Annotated in this window: 20 protein-coding genes and 2 pseudogenes; 11 read left to right on the forward strand and 11 right to left on the reverse strand. The window is 43.5% G+C overall.

The genetic code is table 11. From position 1 onward, the window contains the following. Positions 1-242: 242 nt before the first annotated feature. Complete coding sequence (locus tag ACWPOD_RS23190) at positions 243-707, reverse strand: cupin domain-containing protein (protein ID WP_456232282.1); 465 nt, start codon at positions 705-707, stop codon at positions 243-245. Positions 708-933: 226 nt separating this feature from the next. On the opposite strand from ACWPOD_RS23190, the gene ACWPOD_RS23195 reads away from it, so the two are divergent. Both ACWPOD_RS23195 and ACWPOD_RS23200 read left to right on the forward strand, forming a co-directional pair. Continuing rightward, a complete protein-coding gene (locus tag ACWPOD_RS23195) occupies positions 934-1,647 on the forward strand; it encodes an AraC family transcriptional regulator (protein ID WP_103194986.1) in 714 nt (237 codons plus the stop codon). A 102-nt stretch (positions 1,648-1,749) separates the two neighbouring features. Continuing rightward, complete coding sequence (locus ACWPOD_RS23200) at positions 1,750-2,646, forward strand: DMT family transporter (RefSeq protein WP_212569509.1); 897 nt, start codon at positions 1,750-1,752, stop codon at positions 2,644-2,646. 492 nt (positions 2,647-3,138) lie between these two features. Here ACWPOD_RS23200 and ACWPOD_RS23205 read toward each other — a convergent pair whose 3' ends face one another. Next, positions 3,139-3,441 carry a hypothetical protein gene (locus ACWPOD_RS23205; RefSeq protein ID WP_282175157.1) on the reverse strand — a complete coding sequence of 101 codons (303 nt, stop codon included), beginning with the start codon at positions 3,439-3,441 and terminating at the stop codon, positions 3,139-3,141. A 271-nt stretch (positions 3,442-3,712) separates the two neighbouring features. Next, positions 3,713-3,844: pseudogene (locus tag ACWPOD_RS23210) on the reverse strand (helix-turn-helix domain-containing protein); the annotation flags it as partial. A gap of 253 nt (positions 3,845-4,097) precedes the next feature. Here ACWPOD_RS23210 and ACWPOD_RS23215 point away from each other — a divergent pair. The 7 genes from ACWPOD_RS23215 to ACWPOD_RS23245 all read left to right on the forward strand — a co-directional run bounded on the left by ACWPOD_RS23215 (position 4,098) and on the right by ACWPOD_RS23245 (position 8,277). Then, positions 4,098-4,619 carry a GNAT family N-acetyltransferase gene (locus tag ACWPOD_RS23215; RefSeq protein ID WP_282175156.1) on the forward strand — a complete coding sequence of 174 codons (522 nt, stop codon included), beginning with the start codon at positions 4,098-4,100 and terminating at the stop codon, positions 4,617-4,619. 135 nt (positions 4,620-4,754) lie between these two features. Continuing rightward, complete coding sequence (locus ACWPOD_RS23220) at positions 4,755-4,955, forward strand: hypothetical protein (RefSeq protein WP_456232283.1); 201 nt, start codon at positions 4,755-4,757, stop codon at positions 4,953-4,955. A gap of 51 nt (positions 4,956-5,006) precedes the next feature. Next, positions 5,007-5,327, forward strand: coding sequence for an IS66 family insertion sequence element accessory protein TnpA (gene tnpA / locus ACWPOD_RS23225; RefSeq protein WP_222787578.1), 321 nt, complete (start codon positions 5,007-5,009; stop codon positions 5,325-5,327). Further along, on the forward strand, positions 5,324-5,677 hold the full coding sequence (gene tnpB / locus ACWPOD_RS23230) for an IS66 family insertion sequence element accessory protein TnpB (RefSeq protein WP_031497581.1): 354 nt from the start codon (positions 5,324-5,326) through the stop codon (positions 5,675-5,677). Before tnpA ends, tnpB begins: the two co-directional genes overlap by 4 nt. Positions 5,678-5,736: 59 nt before the next feature. Continuing rightward, positions 5,737-7,266 (forward strand): IS66 family transposase, encoded by a 1,530-nt coding sequence (gene tnpC, locus ACWPOD_RS23235; RefSeq protein ID WP_222770707.1) that lies wholly within the window; start codon positions 5,737-5,739, stop codon positions 7,264-7,266. After that, positions 7,235-7,798 carry a DUF6998 domain-containing protein gene (locus tag ACWPOD_RS23240; protein WP_456232284.1) on the forward strand — a complete coding sequence of 188 codons (564 nt, stop codon included), beginning with the start codon at positions 7,235-7,237 and terminating at the stop codon, positions 7,796-7,798. The genes tnpC and ACWPOD_RS23240 overlap by 32 nt, the downstream gene beginning before the upstream one ends. Before the next feature lie 74 nt (positions 7,799-7,872). Beyond that, positions 7,873-8,277, forward strand: a complete 405-nt coding sequence (locus ACWPOD_RS23245; RefSeq protein WP_456232285.1) for a hypothetical protein — start codon at positions 7,873-7,875, stop codon at positions 8,275-8,277. 700 nt (positions 8,278-8,977) lie between these two features. Here ACWPOD_RS23245 and ACWPOD_RS23250 read toward each other — a convergent pair. The 6 genes and pseudogenes from ACWPOD_RS23250 to ACWPOD_RS23275 all read right to left on the reverse strand — a co-directional run bounded on the left by ACWPOD_RS23250 (position 8,978) and on the right by ACWPOD_RS23275 (position 12,587). Continuing rightward, positions 8,978-9,268, reverse strand: a complete 291-nt coding sequence (locus ACWPOD_RS23250; protein WP_456232286.1) for a hypothetical protein — start codon at positions 9,266-9,268, stop codon at positions 8,978-8,980. A gap of 14 nt (positions 9,269-9,282) precedes the next feature. Continuing rightward, the gene (locus tag ACWPOD_RS23255) at positions 9,283-10,176 is read right to left on the reverse strand and encodes an ABC transporter substrate-binding protein (protein ID WP_456232287.1); all 894 of its coding nucleotides are present in this window, start codon (positions 10,174-10,176) and stop codon (positions 9,283-9,285) included. A gap of 179 nt (positions 10,177-10,355) precedes the next feature. Then, positions 10,356-10,532: pseudogene (locus ACWPOD_RS23260) on the reverse strand (SgrR family transcriptional regulator); the annotation flags it as partial. A gap of 484 nt (positions 10,533-11,016) precedes the next feature. After that, complete coding sequence (locus tag ACWPOD_RS23265) at positions 11,017-11,592, reverse strand: TetR/AcrR family transcriptional regulator (protein ID WP_282175152.1); 576 nt, start codon at positions 11,590-11,592, stop codon at positions 11,017-11,019. A gap of 21 nt (positions 11,593-11,613) precedes the next feature. After that, the gene (locus ACWPOD_RS23270) at positions 11,614-12,153 is read right to left on the reverse strand and encodes a carboxymuconolactone decarboxylase family protein (RefSeq protein ID WP_282175151.1); all 540 of its coding nucleotides are present in this window, start codon (positions 12,151-12,153) and stop codon (positions 11,614-11,616) included. 14 nt (positions 12,154-12,167) lie between these two features. Then, the gene (locus tag ACWPOD_RS23275) at positions 12,168-12,587 is read right to left on the reverse strand and encodes a PACE efflux transporter (RefSeq protein WP_282175150.1); all 420 of its coding nucleotides are present in this window, start codon (positions 12,585-12,587) and stop codon (positions 12,168-12,170) included. 255 nt (positions 12,588-12,842) lie between these two features. On the opposite strand from ACWPOD_RS23275, the gene ACWPOD_RS23280 reads away from it, so the two are divergent. Further along, positions 12,843-13,244 (forward strand): disulfide bond formation protein B, encoded by a 402-nt coding sequence (locus tag ACWPOD_RS23280; RefSeq protein WP_282175149.1) that lies wholly within the window; start codon positions 12,843-12,845, stop codon positions 13,242-13,244. A gap of 384 nt (positions 13,245-13,628) precedes the next feature. On the opposite strand, the gene ACWPOD_RS23285 is transcribed toward ACWPOD_RS23280, so the two are convergent. After that, entirely contained in the window at positions 13,629-13,910 is a 282-nt protein-coding gene (locus tag ACWPOD_RS23285) for a hypothetical protein (RefSeq protein WP_282175148.1), read from the reverse strand. Further along, positions 13,891-14,100, reverse strand: coding sequence for a hypothetical protein (locus ACWPOD_RS23290; protein WP_282175147.1), 210 nt, complete (start codon positions 14,098-14,100; stop codon positions 13,891-13,893). The genes ACWPOD_RS23285 and ACWPOD_RS23290 overlap by 20 nt, the downstream gene beginning before the upstream one ends. Before the next feature lie 513 nt (positions 14,101-14,613). On the opposite strand from ACWPOD_RS23290, the gene ACWPOD_RS23295 reads away from it, so the two are divergent. Next, positions 14,614-14,994 carry a GNAT family N-acetyltransferase gene (locus tag ACWPOD_RS23295; RefSeq protein WP_456232288.1) on the forward strand — a complete coding sequence of 127 codons (381 nt, stop codon included), beginning with the start codon at positions 14,614-14,616 and terminating at the stop codon, positions 14,992-14,994. Positions 14,995-15,069: the final 75 nt, after the last annotated feature.

The raw sequence follows: 15,069 nt of genomic DNA on the forward strand, positions 1-15,069 counted from the left end.
TATTTGGCTCGGTCAGAATACATTAAGTAATGAATATAGGGTTATTTAGAGCATCGACCCTAAATGATTTTTGTCCAGAAGCGATTTTGGTGGCATAAGTGACTCTCTGTACGACTAGGTCACGCTTCACCACCATAGGTGTCAGATCGTGTATGAGTCAGTACAATTAATCACACAACTAAAGCCGATTTAAACCAAAACTGTCAAGCGTTGAGAATCCCTCTTGAACGCTTGTTAAGTAACTAGTACGGTGTGCCATCCTTTCGGGAAGCCACCCATTCACCTGAGCTTGTAACTACCCACTTAAAATCATCATCTGGGTAGTGAGCTTCGTCACCTTCAACTCGACTGACAATGACAATGAACTTTGCTTGGCTATCACTACGATTTACTAAATGGTGCCCATTTTCAGCGTCTGCTGGAAAACCAACGCACATTCCCTGCCTCATAATTTGCTCACCTTCGTCCATGATTAAGCAAAGCTCTCCATCCAGTACATACAGAAACTCATCGGATTTCGTATGCCAGTGCCTTAAAGCTGATTGAGCATTAGGTTCAAGTATTTCTAGATTAACTCCAAACTGGGATAAGCCAAATAAGTCACCTACCCTCTTGCATTCAGACTGACCGAGATGAGACTTGAATGGCTCAGGAAACGGATTAAAAGTATCACATTTTAAACTCGCAGTTTCTTTCACTTTCGTCATATTTAGCTGTCGGTGGACAACAAAGTTTGAAACTCGAACAATAAAGATTAGAACTATGACAATAAAGTGCGAAACTTTTCGGTGCCATTTGTCGTAGTTTGCCTTCTTCTCTGAGACGATTTTGCCCCATTGTGAGCTACGTGAACCATCTGCTTGACCTAATTTTTGTAATGAGTGAAAGTTGCTGGAAATACCTGTTATTGTCTTTTGCTAACTTGTTGTTGATATGAAAACTAGTTTAAGTATTCGCACTTACACAAAGCGCTTTAGTCGCCATGTTCACGATAGCTATCATCAACTGGTACTGCCTATTCAAGGTAATATTCATATTGATATGGATGGTTTCTTGGGTAAGGTGAGTGTCGGTGAATGCGTGGTGATCCCAAAAGGTGTAGCACATGGATTTAATGCTGATGAAGCAGCACGATTCATTGTAGCTGATCTTGATGAACTGCCTTCTCATTTGATCAGTGAGGAACTAGCTGTTTTTTCGATCTCTCCCCCTCTGTTGAGCTTTATTCACTTTGTTGAAAAGCAACTTGAATATCAGGTGGATAGTGCAATTGAAGCATCTATGGTAAGTATCTTCACCTTATTGCTGGGACAGCAAGAGCTGTCTCGAACTAACGATCCACGGATTCGAGCAGTGCAGGTGATGATCAGTGAACGGTTAGCCGAGCCTCTTACCATTCAGTCGCTTGCTAAGATTGCGTATCTTAGTCCAACTCAGTTCAAGAAGCTCTTCAAAGAAAACATAGGGGTGAGTGTACTCAAATATATCACTGAGCAACGTATGGAGAAGGCTAAGGCACTGCTAACCCATACTGACTTACCTGTGCAGTGGGTAGCAGAGCGAGTAGGATACAGCGATCTTTCAGCTTTTAGCCGACGCTTTTCTGTCCACTATGGAATGTCTCCAAGGGAGTTCGCGCGCTCTTGAGTTCGTCTATTTAAACAACTATTGCGTCCTTTTAGCAAAAACATGGTGTAATTAATCGCCTAAAATCTCTGCCTTGTTATGAGTTTTTCGGTAGATATAATTATGTTGTACAGTCGCTATACTTCCTATCAGCTTGGCATTTTCTCGATACTGTTTGCCTCAGTCTTATGGGGTACTACAGGTACGGTCGCTAGTTTAGCTCCAGATATTAGCTCTCTAGCAATAGGCGCTTTTTCAATGGGTGTTGGTGGGCTTTTTCAAGCCGCACTATCTCGCAAACAGTTGCTAAATGATTTCAAAAAGATTCTGATTAACAAGAGAAAATTAGCGATTAGCGCAATCGCTTTGGCTGCCTATCCATTAGCATTTTATTCCTCGATGAGGCTGGCTGGTGTCGCAATTGGTACCGTGATTTCTATTGCCACAGCACCGTTTTTTGCGGCCATACTTGAGTGTCTATTTAGCAAAGGTAAAAGAATTACGAAAAAATGGTTGCTAAGCTTTTCTGTCGGAATTGCAGGCATCATGTTGTTGGTTTTCTCTGAGTCACCTGCAACCCATACAGTTAATAACTTGAGACTGATTGGCATCTTGTTGGGTTTTATTGCGGGTTTGTGTTATGCCGTCTATTCGTGGATTGCTAAGACACTGATTGAACAGGGTGTCCAATCCCAATCGGCTTTAGGCAGTATTTTTGGTTTTGGTTCGTTAATTTTGCTCCCAACACTTTTGGTTACTGGAGATAATCTTTTTGCATCAACAACCAATATTCTGGTAGTTGGCTATATGGCGTTGATTCCAATGGGGTTGGGTTATATTGCTTATGGATTTGGCCTAAGGTTTGTAACCGCCAGTAGTGCAAGTTTGATTACACTTTTTGAACCTGTTGTAGCAGCAGCTTTGGCAGTGGTGGTGGTTGGCGAGTCGATACCAATGCTTGGATGGAGTGGCATCGGTTTAATCCTAATTTGTTTGTTGATTCAAGTGAAAGGTAGATAGCCACCTACGAACCAACAAGTATAGATATTATCGTGTCTAGTTGTTCATATGTTAAGCAACTAGGCTGACTGCTAACAAAGCTGTTCGATTATGATATATAAAGTCACACTAGGAAATTGTCCCTCCAAGCGATTTTCCAATACCTATAGTTATTCGTATATTACTAAATTAGCAACCTCGGTAACTCATTTATGTCCAAAAGCGAGTTTCAAACTTTGTTGTCACACTTTCGTTGGATAGCCACATTGATTGAGTCTAAGTGTCGATCTTTATTGTCAGTATTGGGTTCTTTTAGCCACGATAGTAACGCACTTCGGAAATAGAAAAGTTTCAAACTTTAATGTCCTCCGACATTAGCCCTGTGACATAACGCCAAATTAAGTAGTGAGTAACGCTACCACCCACCTAAACCATTGTGCCGTAAACACTTAAGCCAATTCAAACCAAAACTGTCAGCGTTACGAACCTGCTTAAATTTATTGTTATGTTTGCTTAGAAACGCCTGAATGGCTTAGCAAACACTTGATATTTATCGGCGTAAACTATTTTTCCAGGGGTTTCTGTTCTTAGTTGATCAACTGCGAATCCCTTACTTTCAACTAAAAAAACGAACTCACGTATTTTAGATATGTGTTCAGAGGAAGACTCAAGAAACCAACTGATATACACCTCAGATTTCTTAGACTTCTGTTTATTTAAGTAGTCTAATGGAGATTCAAGGTTTTCATCGAACCACCCCATAACCTCCTCGATATGTTCAAGTTCATAGTCATAGAATACTTCTTGTTTCTTCATACAACTAATTGCCTGAAATATGCCTTTTCTCTGATTTGAATCCTCATCGAGCTGATCAACGACAAATCGTACGTACATTTTTATTACCCAAACTTTAGTCGATGGAAATATATGGAGAAAGAAATAATCAAGCTATCAAAGAAAGTGCGCTCGATCTATTAAAAAGGCTCACAAGAAGGTTTTCGTTGTTCATGGGCTCTTTCAGTTTCCAACAAATAGCTGTGAGGGAGTTTCAAGAGTCTTTGCTCATTTGGTAATAAAGAGCTATCTAGCGTTCAATTTCTCGATAGATAGTGGCTTTGTGACGGCCCAGTTGTTTAGCAATTTTAGCGGTACTAATTCCTTGCTTTCTGAGAGCAGAAATCATATATCTTTCATTCTCAGTAAGGGGCGTGTATTTCATGAAGTTTACTTCTTGGCAGGAGCAAACTTCACGATTATCGCATCTCACTGCTTTATTGTTCAGCAGTGTCGCACTTCGTACTTGAATCCAAGTCTCCTAACAAACAATTTAAGAGTGATTCCCCATCATTGGCATTTTTGGTTTGGGTTTAGTTCAGTGTTTACGGCGTAAAAATTGAGTTCCGAGATAGCGTTGCTCACCACTTAACGCAGCGTTAGTTTGCTACGAAGAATCGGGAAGTATTGCGGAAGATATGAAAGTAAATATTAGACCAGCCAGGGAAGACGAGCTGGAACCTCTACATTATTTGGTCATTTCAAATGAGGAATGGATGAAGTTCAATGGCCCTTACTTTCCATATTCTCACCCATCATTAGAACAGTTTGAAAGTTCATCATTTCAACGTTTATTGTCTGGCTCAGACTTTCAATTAATCACTGTTGACGATATTCCTGTTGGGACGGTTAGTTGCTACTGGGAATGCGAAGAAACTCGTTGGCTAGAGGCTGGTGTAGTCATTTACGATGCACAGTATTGGGGTAAGGGAATTGCTGCGCTTGCTATACCTTTATGGGTATCGTACTTGTTCGAAACTAAAGAAATCGAGAGGGTTGGTTTAACCACTTGGTCAGGTAATCCTCGAATGATGTCTTTGGCTTTGAAACTGGGTTTTCAGCAAGAAGCAAGACTTAGAAAGGTTCGTTACTACAAAGGTGAGTATTATGACTCCGTCAAATATGGGGTGTTACGGTCGGAGTGGTCAGAACACAACTAACAATAAATTTAAGAGTGATTCACAATGCTTGGTGCTTTCACTTCAAGCCAGCTTAGTGTTTTGACACAATGGTTTAACTAAGGTTTTAGCGTTGTTCACACCTTAATTTGGCGCTAGGCATCAGGAGGTAAGTCTGTGGCTTTAACACAAATTCAGGTCATTCAATCTCTAGGTGAGTCGATGTCTTGGCTTGAACGCGAGTTAAATTGGGGTGTTCCTATTACTGAACTCAGGCATTTGACAGGAAGAATTGGTGAGCTTTATTCAGCTTTGATTACCAACGGTCAAATGGCAACTGAAGTAAACCGTAAGCGCGTCATAAACACCGCATTCTAATCGTCTAGCCCGAATAATAAGATCAAACCTCCAACCCAAAGGAGATTTGAAATGGCTAAACGACGCACTAACCAAGAGTGGCGAACCCTGTTCGAGCAATATGAATCCAGCCAACTATCACAACGATTATTCTGTGAACGTAACGGCCTCAGCCTTTCCACTTTTTATGCTAAGCGCCAACAATTAAAGCACATCGAAAAACCGAACGCAGTTGGCTTTGTTAAAGCCGAAGTCGTTGAAAAGACCACAAAGTATCAAGCCACTCACGTTGCAGTGGCCAACATGACACTGCTTGTCAACGATGTTGAACTGAGCATTCCGCAAGGCACGCCAGCGACCTATCTTGCAGAGCTTATCGGTGCGCTGTCATGAAACGTATGCTTAGCGCTCCAGAGATTTATTTATATCGTGAAAGTGTCGATTTTAGAAAGTCCATCAACGGCCTTGCTGCGATTATCGAAAGTGACACCGACTTACCTTTAGGAAGTGGCGCACTGTTCCTGTTTACCAACAAACAGCGCGACAAAATTAAAGTGTTGTACTGGGATAAAACAGGCTTCGCTCTCTGGTATAAACGCCTTGAAAAAGCTAAGTACAAGTGGCCATCAAAAGAGAAAAATGAGGTGTTTACCCTGACTCAATTTGAGCTTGATAGGCTGCTTTCTGGCTTCACGATTATCGGCCACAAACCTGTTCGAATAAAAGATTTTACAATGACTTAAGCGATAATAAAGCCTTATCCGCCAAGCGTTAACGGCATGATTTTAGTATAATAAACACCATGAAAAAGACGCCAAATATCAACCCAGAAAGCCAAGATGTTGCCGAGCTACAAGCGATGGTGAAAGCGCTGATGGCGTCAGAAAACCAACTGAAACAAGAACGCCAGTCGCTACTTGAACAGCTCAAGCTTGCCTTCGACCGTCAGTTCGCTAGACGCTCGGAGGCGTTAAAGCCTTACGATGAATCCCAAGGTGATCTCTTCAACGAAGCGGAATGTGAAGCTGCTAAGGAAGAAGAGGTTGAGGTCACGACAACCACCACAACGAAGAAACGGGGTAAACGCAAGCCCCTCCCAAAGACTTTGCCTCGTGAGGTTATCGAACTCGATTTAGACGACCATGAAAAGCAGTGCGCTTGCTGTAAGCATAGTCTGCATAAAATCGGTGAAGACCGCAGTGAGAAACTTGAGTTCTCACCAGCGGTGCTCAAAGTGCTGGAATATGTTCGTCCTAAATATGCTTGTCGTCAGTGCGAGCAAACTGAAGACAACAATCACATTGTTCAAAAGCCAGCTCCACAAAGCATTATCCCGAAGAGCTTCGCGACAGAAAGCTTACTGGCCAACATCATCCTTGGTAAATACCAATACGCGATGCCACTGTATCGCCAAGAGTCGTTGTTTACTCAGTCGGGTATCGAGCTATCACGGACTACTATGGCAAGGTGGGTTATCCAAGTCAGTGAGAAGTTCGCACCTCTCTATGCCGCTCTAAAAGAGCACTTACTTCAACAAGTGGTGGTTCAGGCGGATGAAACGCCGCTCAATGTCCTCAAGGAAGATAAACAATGTTACATGTGGCTCTACTGCTCGGGCGCAGACTCGCCAGAAGCTGCTCTCCCCAATGTGAAAAATATCGCCTTGTACGACTATCAAAACAGTCGCGCGAGGGCATGCCCTGTTGCCTTCTTGGGGGATTACAGTGGTTATCTGCAAACCGATGGCTATGGTGCCTATGATGGTCTTCATCAAGTGACCAATGTTGGCTGCTTGGCGCATGCACGACGTAAGTTCATGGACGCAAAAAAGCTGCAAGGCAAAGGTAAGTCAGGCAAAGCAGATAAAGCGCTGGCCAAAATCCAGAAGCTCTATGGAATAGAATCTCGCTTAAAAGGTGAATCTGCTGAAAAAAGAAAATCAGAACGTAAACAACATGCTAAGCCGATACTGGATGAGTTGTACGAGTGGATGACGACTCAACAAGTGATGGAGTCTAGCCCGCTGGGTAAGGCGATAAAATACACGCTCGGCCAATGGCTGAAACTTATCCGCTATATCGATGATGGTCATTTATCGATAGATAATAATCGTGCTGAACGCGCAATAAAACCGCTGGTCATTGGCAGAAAAAATTGGCTCTTCTCAACTAACCCTAATGGGGCTGAAGCGAGCGCGATGCTTTACAGCATCGTCGAGACCGCGAAAGCCAATGGACTCATCCTCTACGACTACATGGTCAAGTGCATGCAGGAATTAGCGAAAGCTGAACCTGATATCGATGCGCTCCTGCCTTGGAACTTCAAACATTAGCAAGATCGCCCCGTGGGTTCATGGGGCGTTTACAGTAAACCAATCGGGATATGATGTAGTAAGCGGGGACGGTGAAAGAGTTTCAGTCAAAACTACCGGACGTTTAGCTAATAACGGACAAGTTTCATTTAATCCAAATACACTCAACTGTGTTGACCGAGTTATTGTGTTGCGGATAAACGTTGAAGAAATGCAAATCGAAACTTTGTTCGATGGAAGTGTTGAACAAGCCAAACTACTCATGTGTACTTCTGGTTCAAAATACACTCTTGCTTTGAGCAAACTAACAAAATCTGACAGCATCAATAGAGACATTCCAAAAGTTAAAGAGGCTGTCTGGGGCAATTTAACTATTGCTGAGCGTGAGAATGGTTCAATAGAGGTTATTGAAAATGGGTCTCCTCTTGTGCCAGCTAAACCACATTTGAGGCAAGTAGCTAAAGCGCTTGGGGTCTCAATACTAAATAACAATGGTAACTACTACAACACAAGGCAGTTAGGTAGTTTACTCATCCGTGAACTGAATGCCTAACAAACGCTTTAAGACGGATTCGCAACGCGTGACATTTTCGGTTCAAATTGAGTTTAGAGTTCAAGGATAAATAAGTGAAAAAAGTTCTATTTTTGTTGCCATTGGCATTTAGTTTAAATGCAGCTGACAGCGCCAACTATGATGAGAAAAGACGCCTGTTCTGTGAGCTGACGTCAATGACTCCGTTGCTAAGTGATTTGCAAAAAGGGGATATTAGAGATGGTTGGCTTCGAATCCAAAACGATATGTATTACTCCATTGAAATTGGCGGCTGGGTTATGATGCGTTATGGATTAAATGACGGCGTAAATATATCTAATAAAAAAAGTAATCTTTATATCAAGGATTATGTTGGGCTTGCGAAGTTTGATAAAACGACAGGTAAGGTAACAATGAATTATTCGACAAAAGACATGTCACAAAAGTTAGTGTGGTCATGTGATGTAGGTAAGCATCAACCGAATAATAGAGAAATGTAATACTCCTTAGTATAAAATTTGAAGTGCAATACTTAGGATAACTGTTCAAAAATATACTGTTGCAGTCCTGAAACCAAGCCTTTGGCGTGGTCTATTGTTAGTTTATACGCAATCTGGCTGCAGAGCTTCTGTGTCTCATAAGTAATAAGGCTTTCTTAGGTAATGGCGGGTGTTCCTATTTATATTCTCACTGGTTCCTCGTCCCAAAGAGCTTTAGTAAAACAAGCATTTTTTAAGCTCCCTATAATGCAAAGCGATGGTTGATCGATAACCTTAGCAAAAATAGGAGTCTGTTACAGGGTAAGGCAGCGAGAATATCACCTTAGACAAATAGCTACCGTTCTCGAACACCTGCTCCTAGGTTTAGCAAATTGAGTAGAAAAACACTCGGTGCTTTCGCATACCTCGTAGGCTCTGGCCTTGTCCTTGACCGCAATTTGCATCATATCCGGTACTCGGGACGCTGAATAGATGACCTGCAGATGCCTAACACAGAGTGAGAGAAAGCGAACCGTACGAATAATTACCAATTACAAACTTGTTTAAACACCCGAATACTTGTTGCGCTGATCGCCCTACTACGGTTCCTGTCTTCCAAACCCGTGATAATACCATAGTTCGAGCTGCCAATTTGAAAAGGAACTTAGCCCAGATACCAACTTCATTTCCCAATACTCAAGAGCGCACCAGTTCACGCCCCTTAGCCGTTAAACCACAACTTGCGTATCGACATAATGCCCATTCTGTCAGTGTCCGCGCCTTGAATGGTATCGGCAATATCGTAACTCAGAAAATCACGCCACAGGGGAATATATACCCCCTGCTGGATGAGCCAATCTTCACATAAGTAGAGCTGTTCTAGCAAATCAGATTCGCTAGGACAGTCGCACAATATCCGGTCAATCTGGCCAAGCAGGGATTGCTGCTGCTCTACCAACAGCGAACATTTGAAAATGTCGCTACACTGCAGCCATTGGTAATAGCCAAACACAGAGTTGTCCTGGATCAGGTCCCCCCTATCGCAACATCGTAATTGGCCTCGATGCTCGCTTCCTGAATGTCGTCTGGATCGTCGCACCCTGCGCCTTGCAGGTAATCAATCAGGGCCAAACTCATTTTCTTATGACGGCCGGATACGAAGATGCGGACAGTCTGGTCTGGGCAGCGTATTGGCTGGTGACGTAAGTGGATCAGCTTGTCCTGATGATGACCAGTAATTGAATTGGCCACCGGAGCATACTTGGTTGAAAACAGCTCACAGAACACCCGGGTATTGTGGATTACCCACGCTTTTTCCTCCATCGACAGACAACCCTCACCGCTGCGAAACTCCATGACCTCGCTCCCAGTGCGCAACTGCTTCTGCACTGACGCGTCGAGTGCATGGGTCGCGTAGCCATAATGGACAATATGTCCACAGACATTACTGTCGCTGCTATGGCTACTCCAGAACTCCGCCTTATCAATAAGTGTATTGGCAGAGAAATATTTTTCGTTTTTGACTAGGGTCCTTTCCGGCTCGGTGATATCACCGAGCCGGAAAGGAACGGTGCCCGATGGGATCGGGGAATTGTCTTTCTCCAGATAAATAGATACGTACATCTCTGCCAGAGTTTGAAGCATCATGGCGTGTCCTTGTGTCAGGGGAAAATTAACCCAATGCCCATCAACATCGATGCAAGCAATATGGCGGTACATGGTTTGGTAAGGATGGGACTGAGTGATCCGTTCGCGGAGGCAATCTGCCACATGTGTAACGGTCAGCTTTTCCCCGTGATGAAAGTAAACATCCGGTCTGAGGCGGAGCCAGAACTGATCGCCCCTGAATTCATAATGATGAGCCAAATACGGTCGGAGCCGTCCGTTCTCGGCCTTATAGTGCAGCAGCATATCAAACATCGCATCAATATAGAGTATTGAGGTGGCCCTATAAGCCCAAAGGGGGATGAAACTGTGGTAATTGATAAGGTACCAACGTCACTAGGACATTTTGCGCCTGCAGACTCTCTTGCGCCATGGAGGGCCAATGAGGAAGGTGTTCCCGGAAAGCATCCTGACACCCGAAGCTTTCGGCGTAATGCTGTGTCAAAAGAAGTTACAATCGTCAGCTCAGATTTATGCCCGCGTCCCTGGCCCGGCTGCCAGTGAATCCAGCCAATAGAGGAGAGGGTTTTCATCAACTTGGCAACGTTACACTCCGAGCAATTCAACTGCCCGGCCAGCGTCTGAATATCCGTCTGTTGGCCGTTATTCACGGCATAGTACCGACATAACTACTTAAGCCGTTGTAAGTGGACCCGGTTGATAAAAAGTGAACTTTGTTTTTCTAACATATCATTATTACTTCGTGTGTATTGGTCGATAGTCCCGGTCAACGCAATGAATCCGTTAGACTACACGCTATATATCTTAAATGCTCAGCAGTATTTACCCCCTGTAAAGCCACACAGAAAGCGGTTAAAAAACTTTACGTGGTGTTCACCGCCAGCTTCCTAGCTGGTCATCTGGCACATACACTACCGTCCTTTTATTAATCACCATCAGTAAAAAAAATACTGAAATCATGGGAATTTCAGACTGAAATTTACAAGATAAAGTGAGATATATCATTAGGTTAGATGCGTAATTAGCATGGGTAAGCTTAGAGAATAGAAAGGGAAGCACCTCCCCTACCCCATCAAAAAACGACAGCACTCCGCCAAAATATTATAATGAAAGGGAAGTGAGCTTGTAGGTGTTCTAGCGGTTACAGATCCGTAAGATTATTTCGACAGCTTCATCGATCAGCTCATCTTTAGCCTGCGGATTCTCTTGCAAAAAGCTCCCCAGAGATTCAGTAATGCTAAAGATCGATATCTGCATTAACTTAGTCATATTTTTTCCGTCCGGGGCCACAAATGGTGATAATATTTTCTCAATCACATGACAGAAGTAGTTGCGGATATCCTTTTCAACGCCCGCGTACTCTGGGTAGGCTTTTAAAGCCGAGACGATATCGTCGTAAACTTTCCCATTCGTTTCGGTGCAGTTGATATAAGAAGACACATACACGATCACAGCATCTTGCAAGCAAATTGACTGGTTTGTGATCAGGCGGTCCATTTGAAATGACAACGCCTCATCACAACGCCGGTATAATGCATACAATAGAGCCTGCCGGGTTGAAAAATGATTGTAAGTTATGGGTTTTGTCACCCCCGCTTTTTTTGCCAAACTAATCAGAGTCAGGGCATCCGTGCCCTGCTCTCTGACCATCTCGAAAGCCAAATCCAGAAGCTGGTTATAACGTTCTTCCTTTTTAAAACGAGACTTCAATATGACTTTCCTTACCTTTTTCTATGCAAAATCGACTTTTGGGAAATCAATCTTAGGTTGTGTAATATTATTGACCCAGTTACTGAACGTATTCAGCGCAGTCCAGGCGCACACCTGGAGGATCTGACTTTCTGTCAGCCCGTGAAACAGGGCTACATCGACATCCTCCTGGCTCAGATGCCCCTGCTTTTCTAGAATCGTCCTAGACAGGGATAAAATAGCCTGATCTCCTGTATCTTTGGCAATCGCTCGCTGGGCATCAGCACATTCTTGCGATGATAAACCAATTTTCCTAGCGGAGAAAGTGTGGCCAGACACGCAGTAATGACACCGATTGTAGTTGGCAACACTGAGTGAGATCAGCTCGCGCTGGCGCTCGGTGAGGCTACCGAAATCCTCAATCGACTTTTCAAAGTCTAAGTAACCGCTCAGGCTCGCGCCATCGATGCCCAATGCGGCGTAAAAGTTCGGGATCATACCGTACTTTTCTTTGAAGTCTATCAAGATTGGAGCCGCCACTTTGTCTGCGGTGTAGGTTGTTCTCAGATTAAACTTTTCCATTTCAAATTCCTTTTTTATTGTGCAGAGACTGGTAACCCGAAAATCAGATCGAATAACCAATTATAAAAGAACGTAAAAAACATAAAGAACAGGGTGAGTCCGGCGTCGAGCAGAAATGCATCCCAAAGGCTGAGATTCAGCCACCACGCAAAGATGGGTAAGGTAACGGCAACAAATCCAACCTCAAAGCCAACTGCATGGATCACACGTCTGCGAACGCTCCTACCCCTAGTAACCAATGTTTTCTCCCAAAGTTCAAACAGGGTGTTGTAAAGCGTATTCCAAAGAATCGCCAGCAGCACAGTGATCACTCCGAGAAGCACCGGGTGCCCTGACTCGTTTTCAGCACAGGCATGAAACGCCATACTGATGAGCACTAACGTAATGGCTTCATAAAAAAACACATATGTAATTCGTCGCTTGATACCTTGCATTGTTTCCTCCTCTATAATCCAAATAATTTTTCCACATTTGAAAAACAGGAGGGCAGTGCGTACAGCGGTAAGCTCTACGCTTTTCGTAACTGCGCGCAATCCAGCTGTACACACCAGTTATACAATAGAGAGTCTGTGCCATAACCATAAGTTACCAATAGTAATTTACAAGTAACTATACCAGTGGTAACTTAATGAAGCAAGTCGATTGCAAACACATTTTCATTGCTAAATTTAATTTGAAGAAGGGATTTTATGTTTAATATGTTTAATGAAAGCCGGATCAGGCTACTTGGTTTTGGCGCGATTGCGGTCTTTCTGGTGACCTGGGGCATGGATTTTTTTTCAGTCGTCGACCCTTGTCCTTACTGCCGAACGCAGCGATCAGTGATTGGCCTGCTGGGGCTGCTGATGATATTCCGAAGCCCTCACTGGACCATGCTTCACCTAGGGAATATATTTGCCTTCTACGGCGCGCACGTTGCGGCGCTTCAACATTTTATGAACTGGGATGCGTTCGATGACGGAAATTTTGAGATGCTGTACCAGCCCATTTATAAAAATGACTTTTATCTATCTGCCGCGGCATTGATCATCATTCTGACCCAGTTTGTACTGATTAACCGCCACTGGCTCAAAAAGCCGGCGTTGGCCTGATTACAGACAAGCCCCACAGGTAGACCACGCAGTTGAACCAGGCCCAACAGACTGAGCCTGGTTCAGCCGTAAGCTCCACGACAACTTTTATGATGGGAATTTCAGGCTGAAATTTTCGGGTAAAACATTTTTAGATCATGCATTTAGTGGTGAAACTTGTATGGGTATATTTGAGCGCGTTTCATACGGGAAAGGGGGAGAGCCGACGTTTATTCTGTGTTAGGTTTCCAGTTATTCATGATATCCAGAGCTTGTGAGATGCCAATAAATACCCGATCGCATTAGATACACTCGGATTTTGACTACTCCAGATGAGCGTTCAATCAGTTTTGGCTGAACGGTTGGGAACCACCCAATCATTGGGCCTTTTTATCACATTGACGATTAATACAGATACACCTCACCGGAACTCGAGACTCCCTTTCCTTCGTCTATGGTACCGATCTGAATATCAGCATCTTTATAAGGTGCACCAACCGCTAGGGTTGAGCCAGCTTCGCTCAGGGCCACACTGTAACCAAATTGATCATCGTTCCCGAAGTTAGAGATTTTAAAACAACCAATCATCCGATTGGCGGTATCCACCGTTAAACTTACCTCATTGGAGCTAGCGGTATGACTGCCATCAGAAGCTGAAATGAAATAATCAGCCGAGAGAGCTCTCACTAGAGCTATCCATAGACACAGAAGCCGACAACATATCGGTGCCTGTCGCCAGACAATCATCATCTTGAGAGGTATCTTTCTGACAAACGGTATAGGGCACACCGGAAGCCTCGGAAAAATGATGACATCCTGATACACCTCCCAAAATAATCGCCGATAACCAAACCACCCGAAAAAGTGAAGTGTGCACAATGAATCCTCTTTTGTCGCCCTGACGAATACAATCAAAAGCTATTAACAATAGTTAACATTCTAACGAAAGTAGAAAGCTTCCGACTACCGAAAATGAGACGCAGTAGGGGAGGAGTAAACGGACTAAAATACAGCCTTATAGGCAAATCTAGTGTGCGATATTCAAAGTAGTATCCTGCTGATTGTCCTCCATTTCGCGAACACTATCTCTCAATGTCATACCTTTGATGACATCGAAAGCAGTTTAAATCCACTCTGTTTCGCCAAGTCTTCGCTATTCTCATCAGTTTGCACGCCATTAAGAGCCTGATATTGTTTGTTAGTCAATGTCTTGCTTTGGTGAGCCTCGCTGTGGAGACTGAAGCCATGTTTGACATTAATCAATACCCTAGACAGGTTTTGATCAGGTCGCCTCAGGTAATGCCGGGATCAGACCTACCCAGTGAGGCAAAGCCTGATCAGGGTGATTCCATGTTATTAGTTATGCTGTTTTTCAGAATTCTGGTGTTCGATGAAAATAAGAAAAATGTGTTCAACTGATTTATCAACCTTATATGAGATATACAAAGATAAAGAAGTGGTTAACAACAACCGCTATTTGCCTGATATCAAGCGAGAAGAGTTCGACTCAATGTTCAATGATAGTCAGCATAACTTTGTTGCCGTTGACTTTACTGGAGAGCTCCGAGGGCATTTGTCGATCTTTACCACAGACAAGCCAAGGCTAATGCACTCTGTATCTTTTGGTATCGCTGTAGATAAAGCGTCTCGAGGTATGGGGGTTGGACGTTTCTTAATGGAAAATTTGTTATCATACTGTGATGAGAAACTTGATTTAGTTCGCCTTGAACTAGAAGTGCACTCGAACAATGCAGCGGCACTTACATTGTAGGTAATTGAAGAGCTGATCCAGTGGGCTAAAGAGATGCAGGCTGACGCTGAGATGATGGATAAGCTCAACCTATCT

This window comes from Vibrio sp. JZG120 (assembly GCF_053890955.1).

Coding starts and splice junctions, on each gene's coding strand:
- ACWPOD_RS23195 (WP_103194986.1), top strand. CDS start 934: ATGAAAACTAGTTTAAGTATTCGCACTTACACAAAGCGCTTTAGTCGC.
- tnpB (WP_031497581.1), top strand. CDS start 5,324: ATGAAACGTATGCTTAGCGCTCCAGAGATTTATTTATATCGTGAAAGT.
- ACWPOD_RS23295 (WP_456232288.1), top strand. CDS start 14,614: ATGAAAATAAGAAAAATGTGTTCAACTGATTTATCAACCTTATATGAG.
- ACWPOD_RS23200 (WP_212569509.1), top strand. CDS start 1,750: ATGTTGTACAGTCGCTATACTTCCTATCAGCTTGGCATTTTCTCGATA.
- tnpA (WP_222787578.1), top strand. CDS start 5,007: ATGGCTAAACGACGCACTAACCAAGAGTGGCGAACCCTGTTCGAGCAA.
- ACWPOD_RS23270 (WP_282175151.1), bottom strand. CDS start 12,153: ATGGAAAAGTTTAATCTGAGAACAACCTACACCGCAGACAAAGTGGCG.
- ACWPOD_RS23190 (WP_456232282.1), bottom strand. CDS start 707: ATGACGAAAGTGAAAGAAACTGCGAGTTTAAAATGTGATACTTTTAAT.
- ACWPOD_RS23275 (WP_282175150.1), bottom strand. CDS start 12,587: ATGCAAGGTATCAAGCGACGAATTACATATGTGTTTTTTTATGAAGCC.
- ACWPOD_RS23255 (WP_456232287.1), bottom strand. CDS start 10,176: ATGTTTGATATGCTGCTGCACTATAAGGCCGAGAACGGACGGCTCCGA.
- ACWPOD_RS23215 (WP_282175156.1), top strand. CDS start 4,098: ATGAAAGTAAATATTAGACCAGCCAGGGAAGACGAGCTGGAACCTCTA.
- tnpC (WP_222770707.1), top strand. CDS start 5,737: ATGAAAAAGACGCCAAATATCAACCCAGAAAGCCAAGATGTTGCCGAG.
- ACWPOD_RS23240 (WP_456232284.1), top strand. CDS start 7,235: ATGCGCTCCTGCCTTGGAACTTCAAACATTAGCAAGATCGCCCCGTGG.
- ACWPOD_RS23280 (WP_282175149.1), top strand. CDS start 12,843: ATGTTTAATATGTTTAATGAAAGCCGGATCAGGCTACTTGGTTTTGGC.
- ACWPOD_RS23205 (WP_282175157.1), bottom strand. CDS start 3,441: ATGAAGAAACAAGAAGTATTCTATGACTATGAACTTGAACATATCGAG.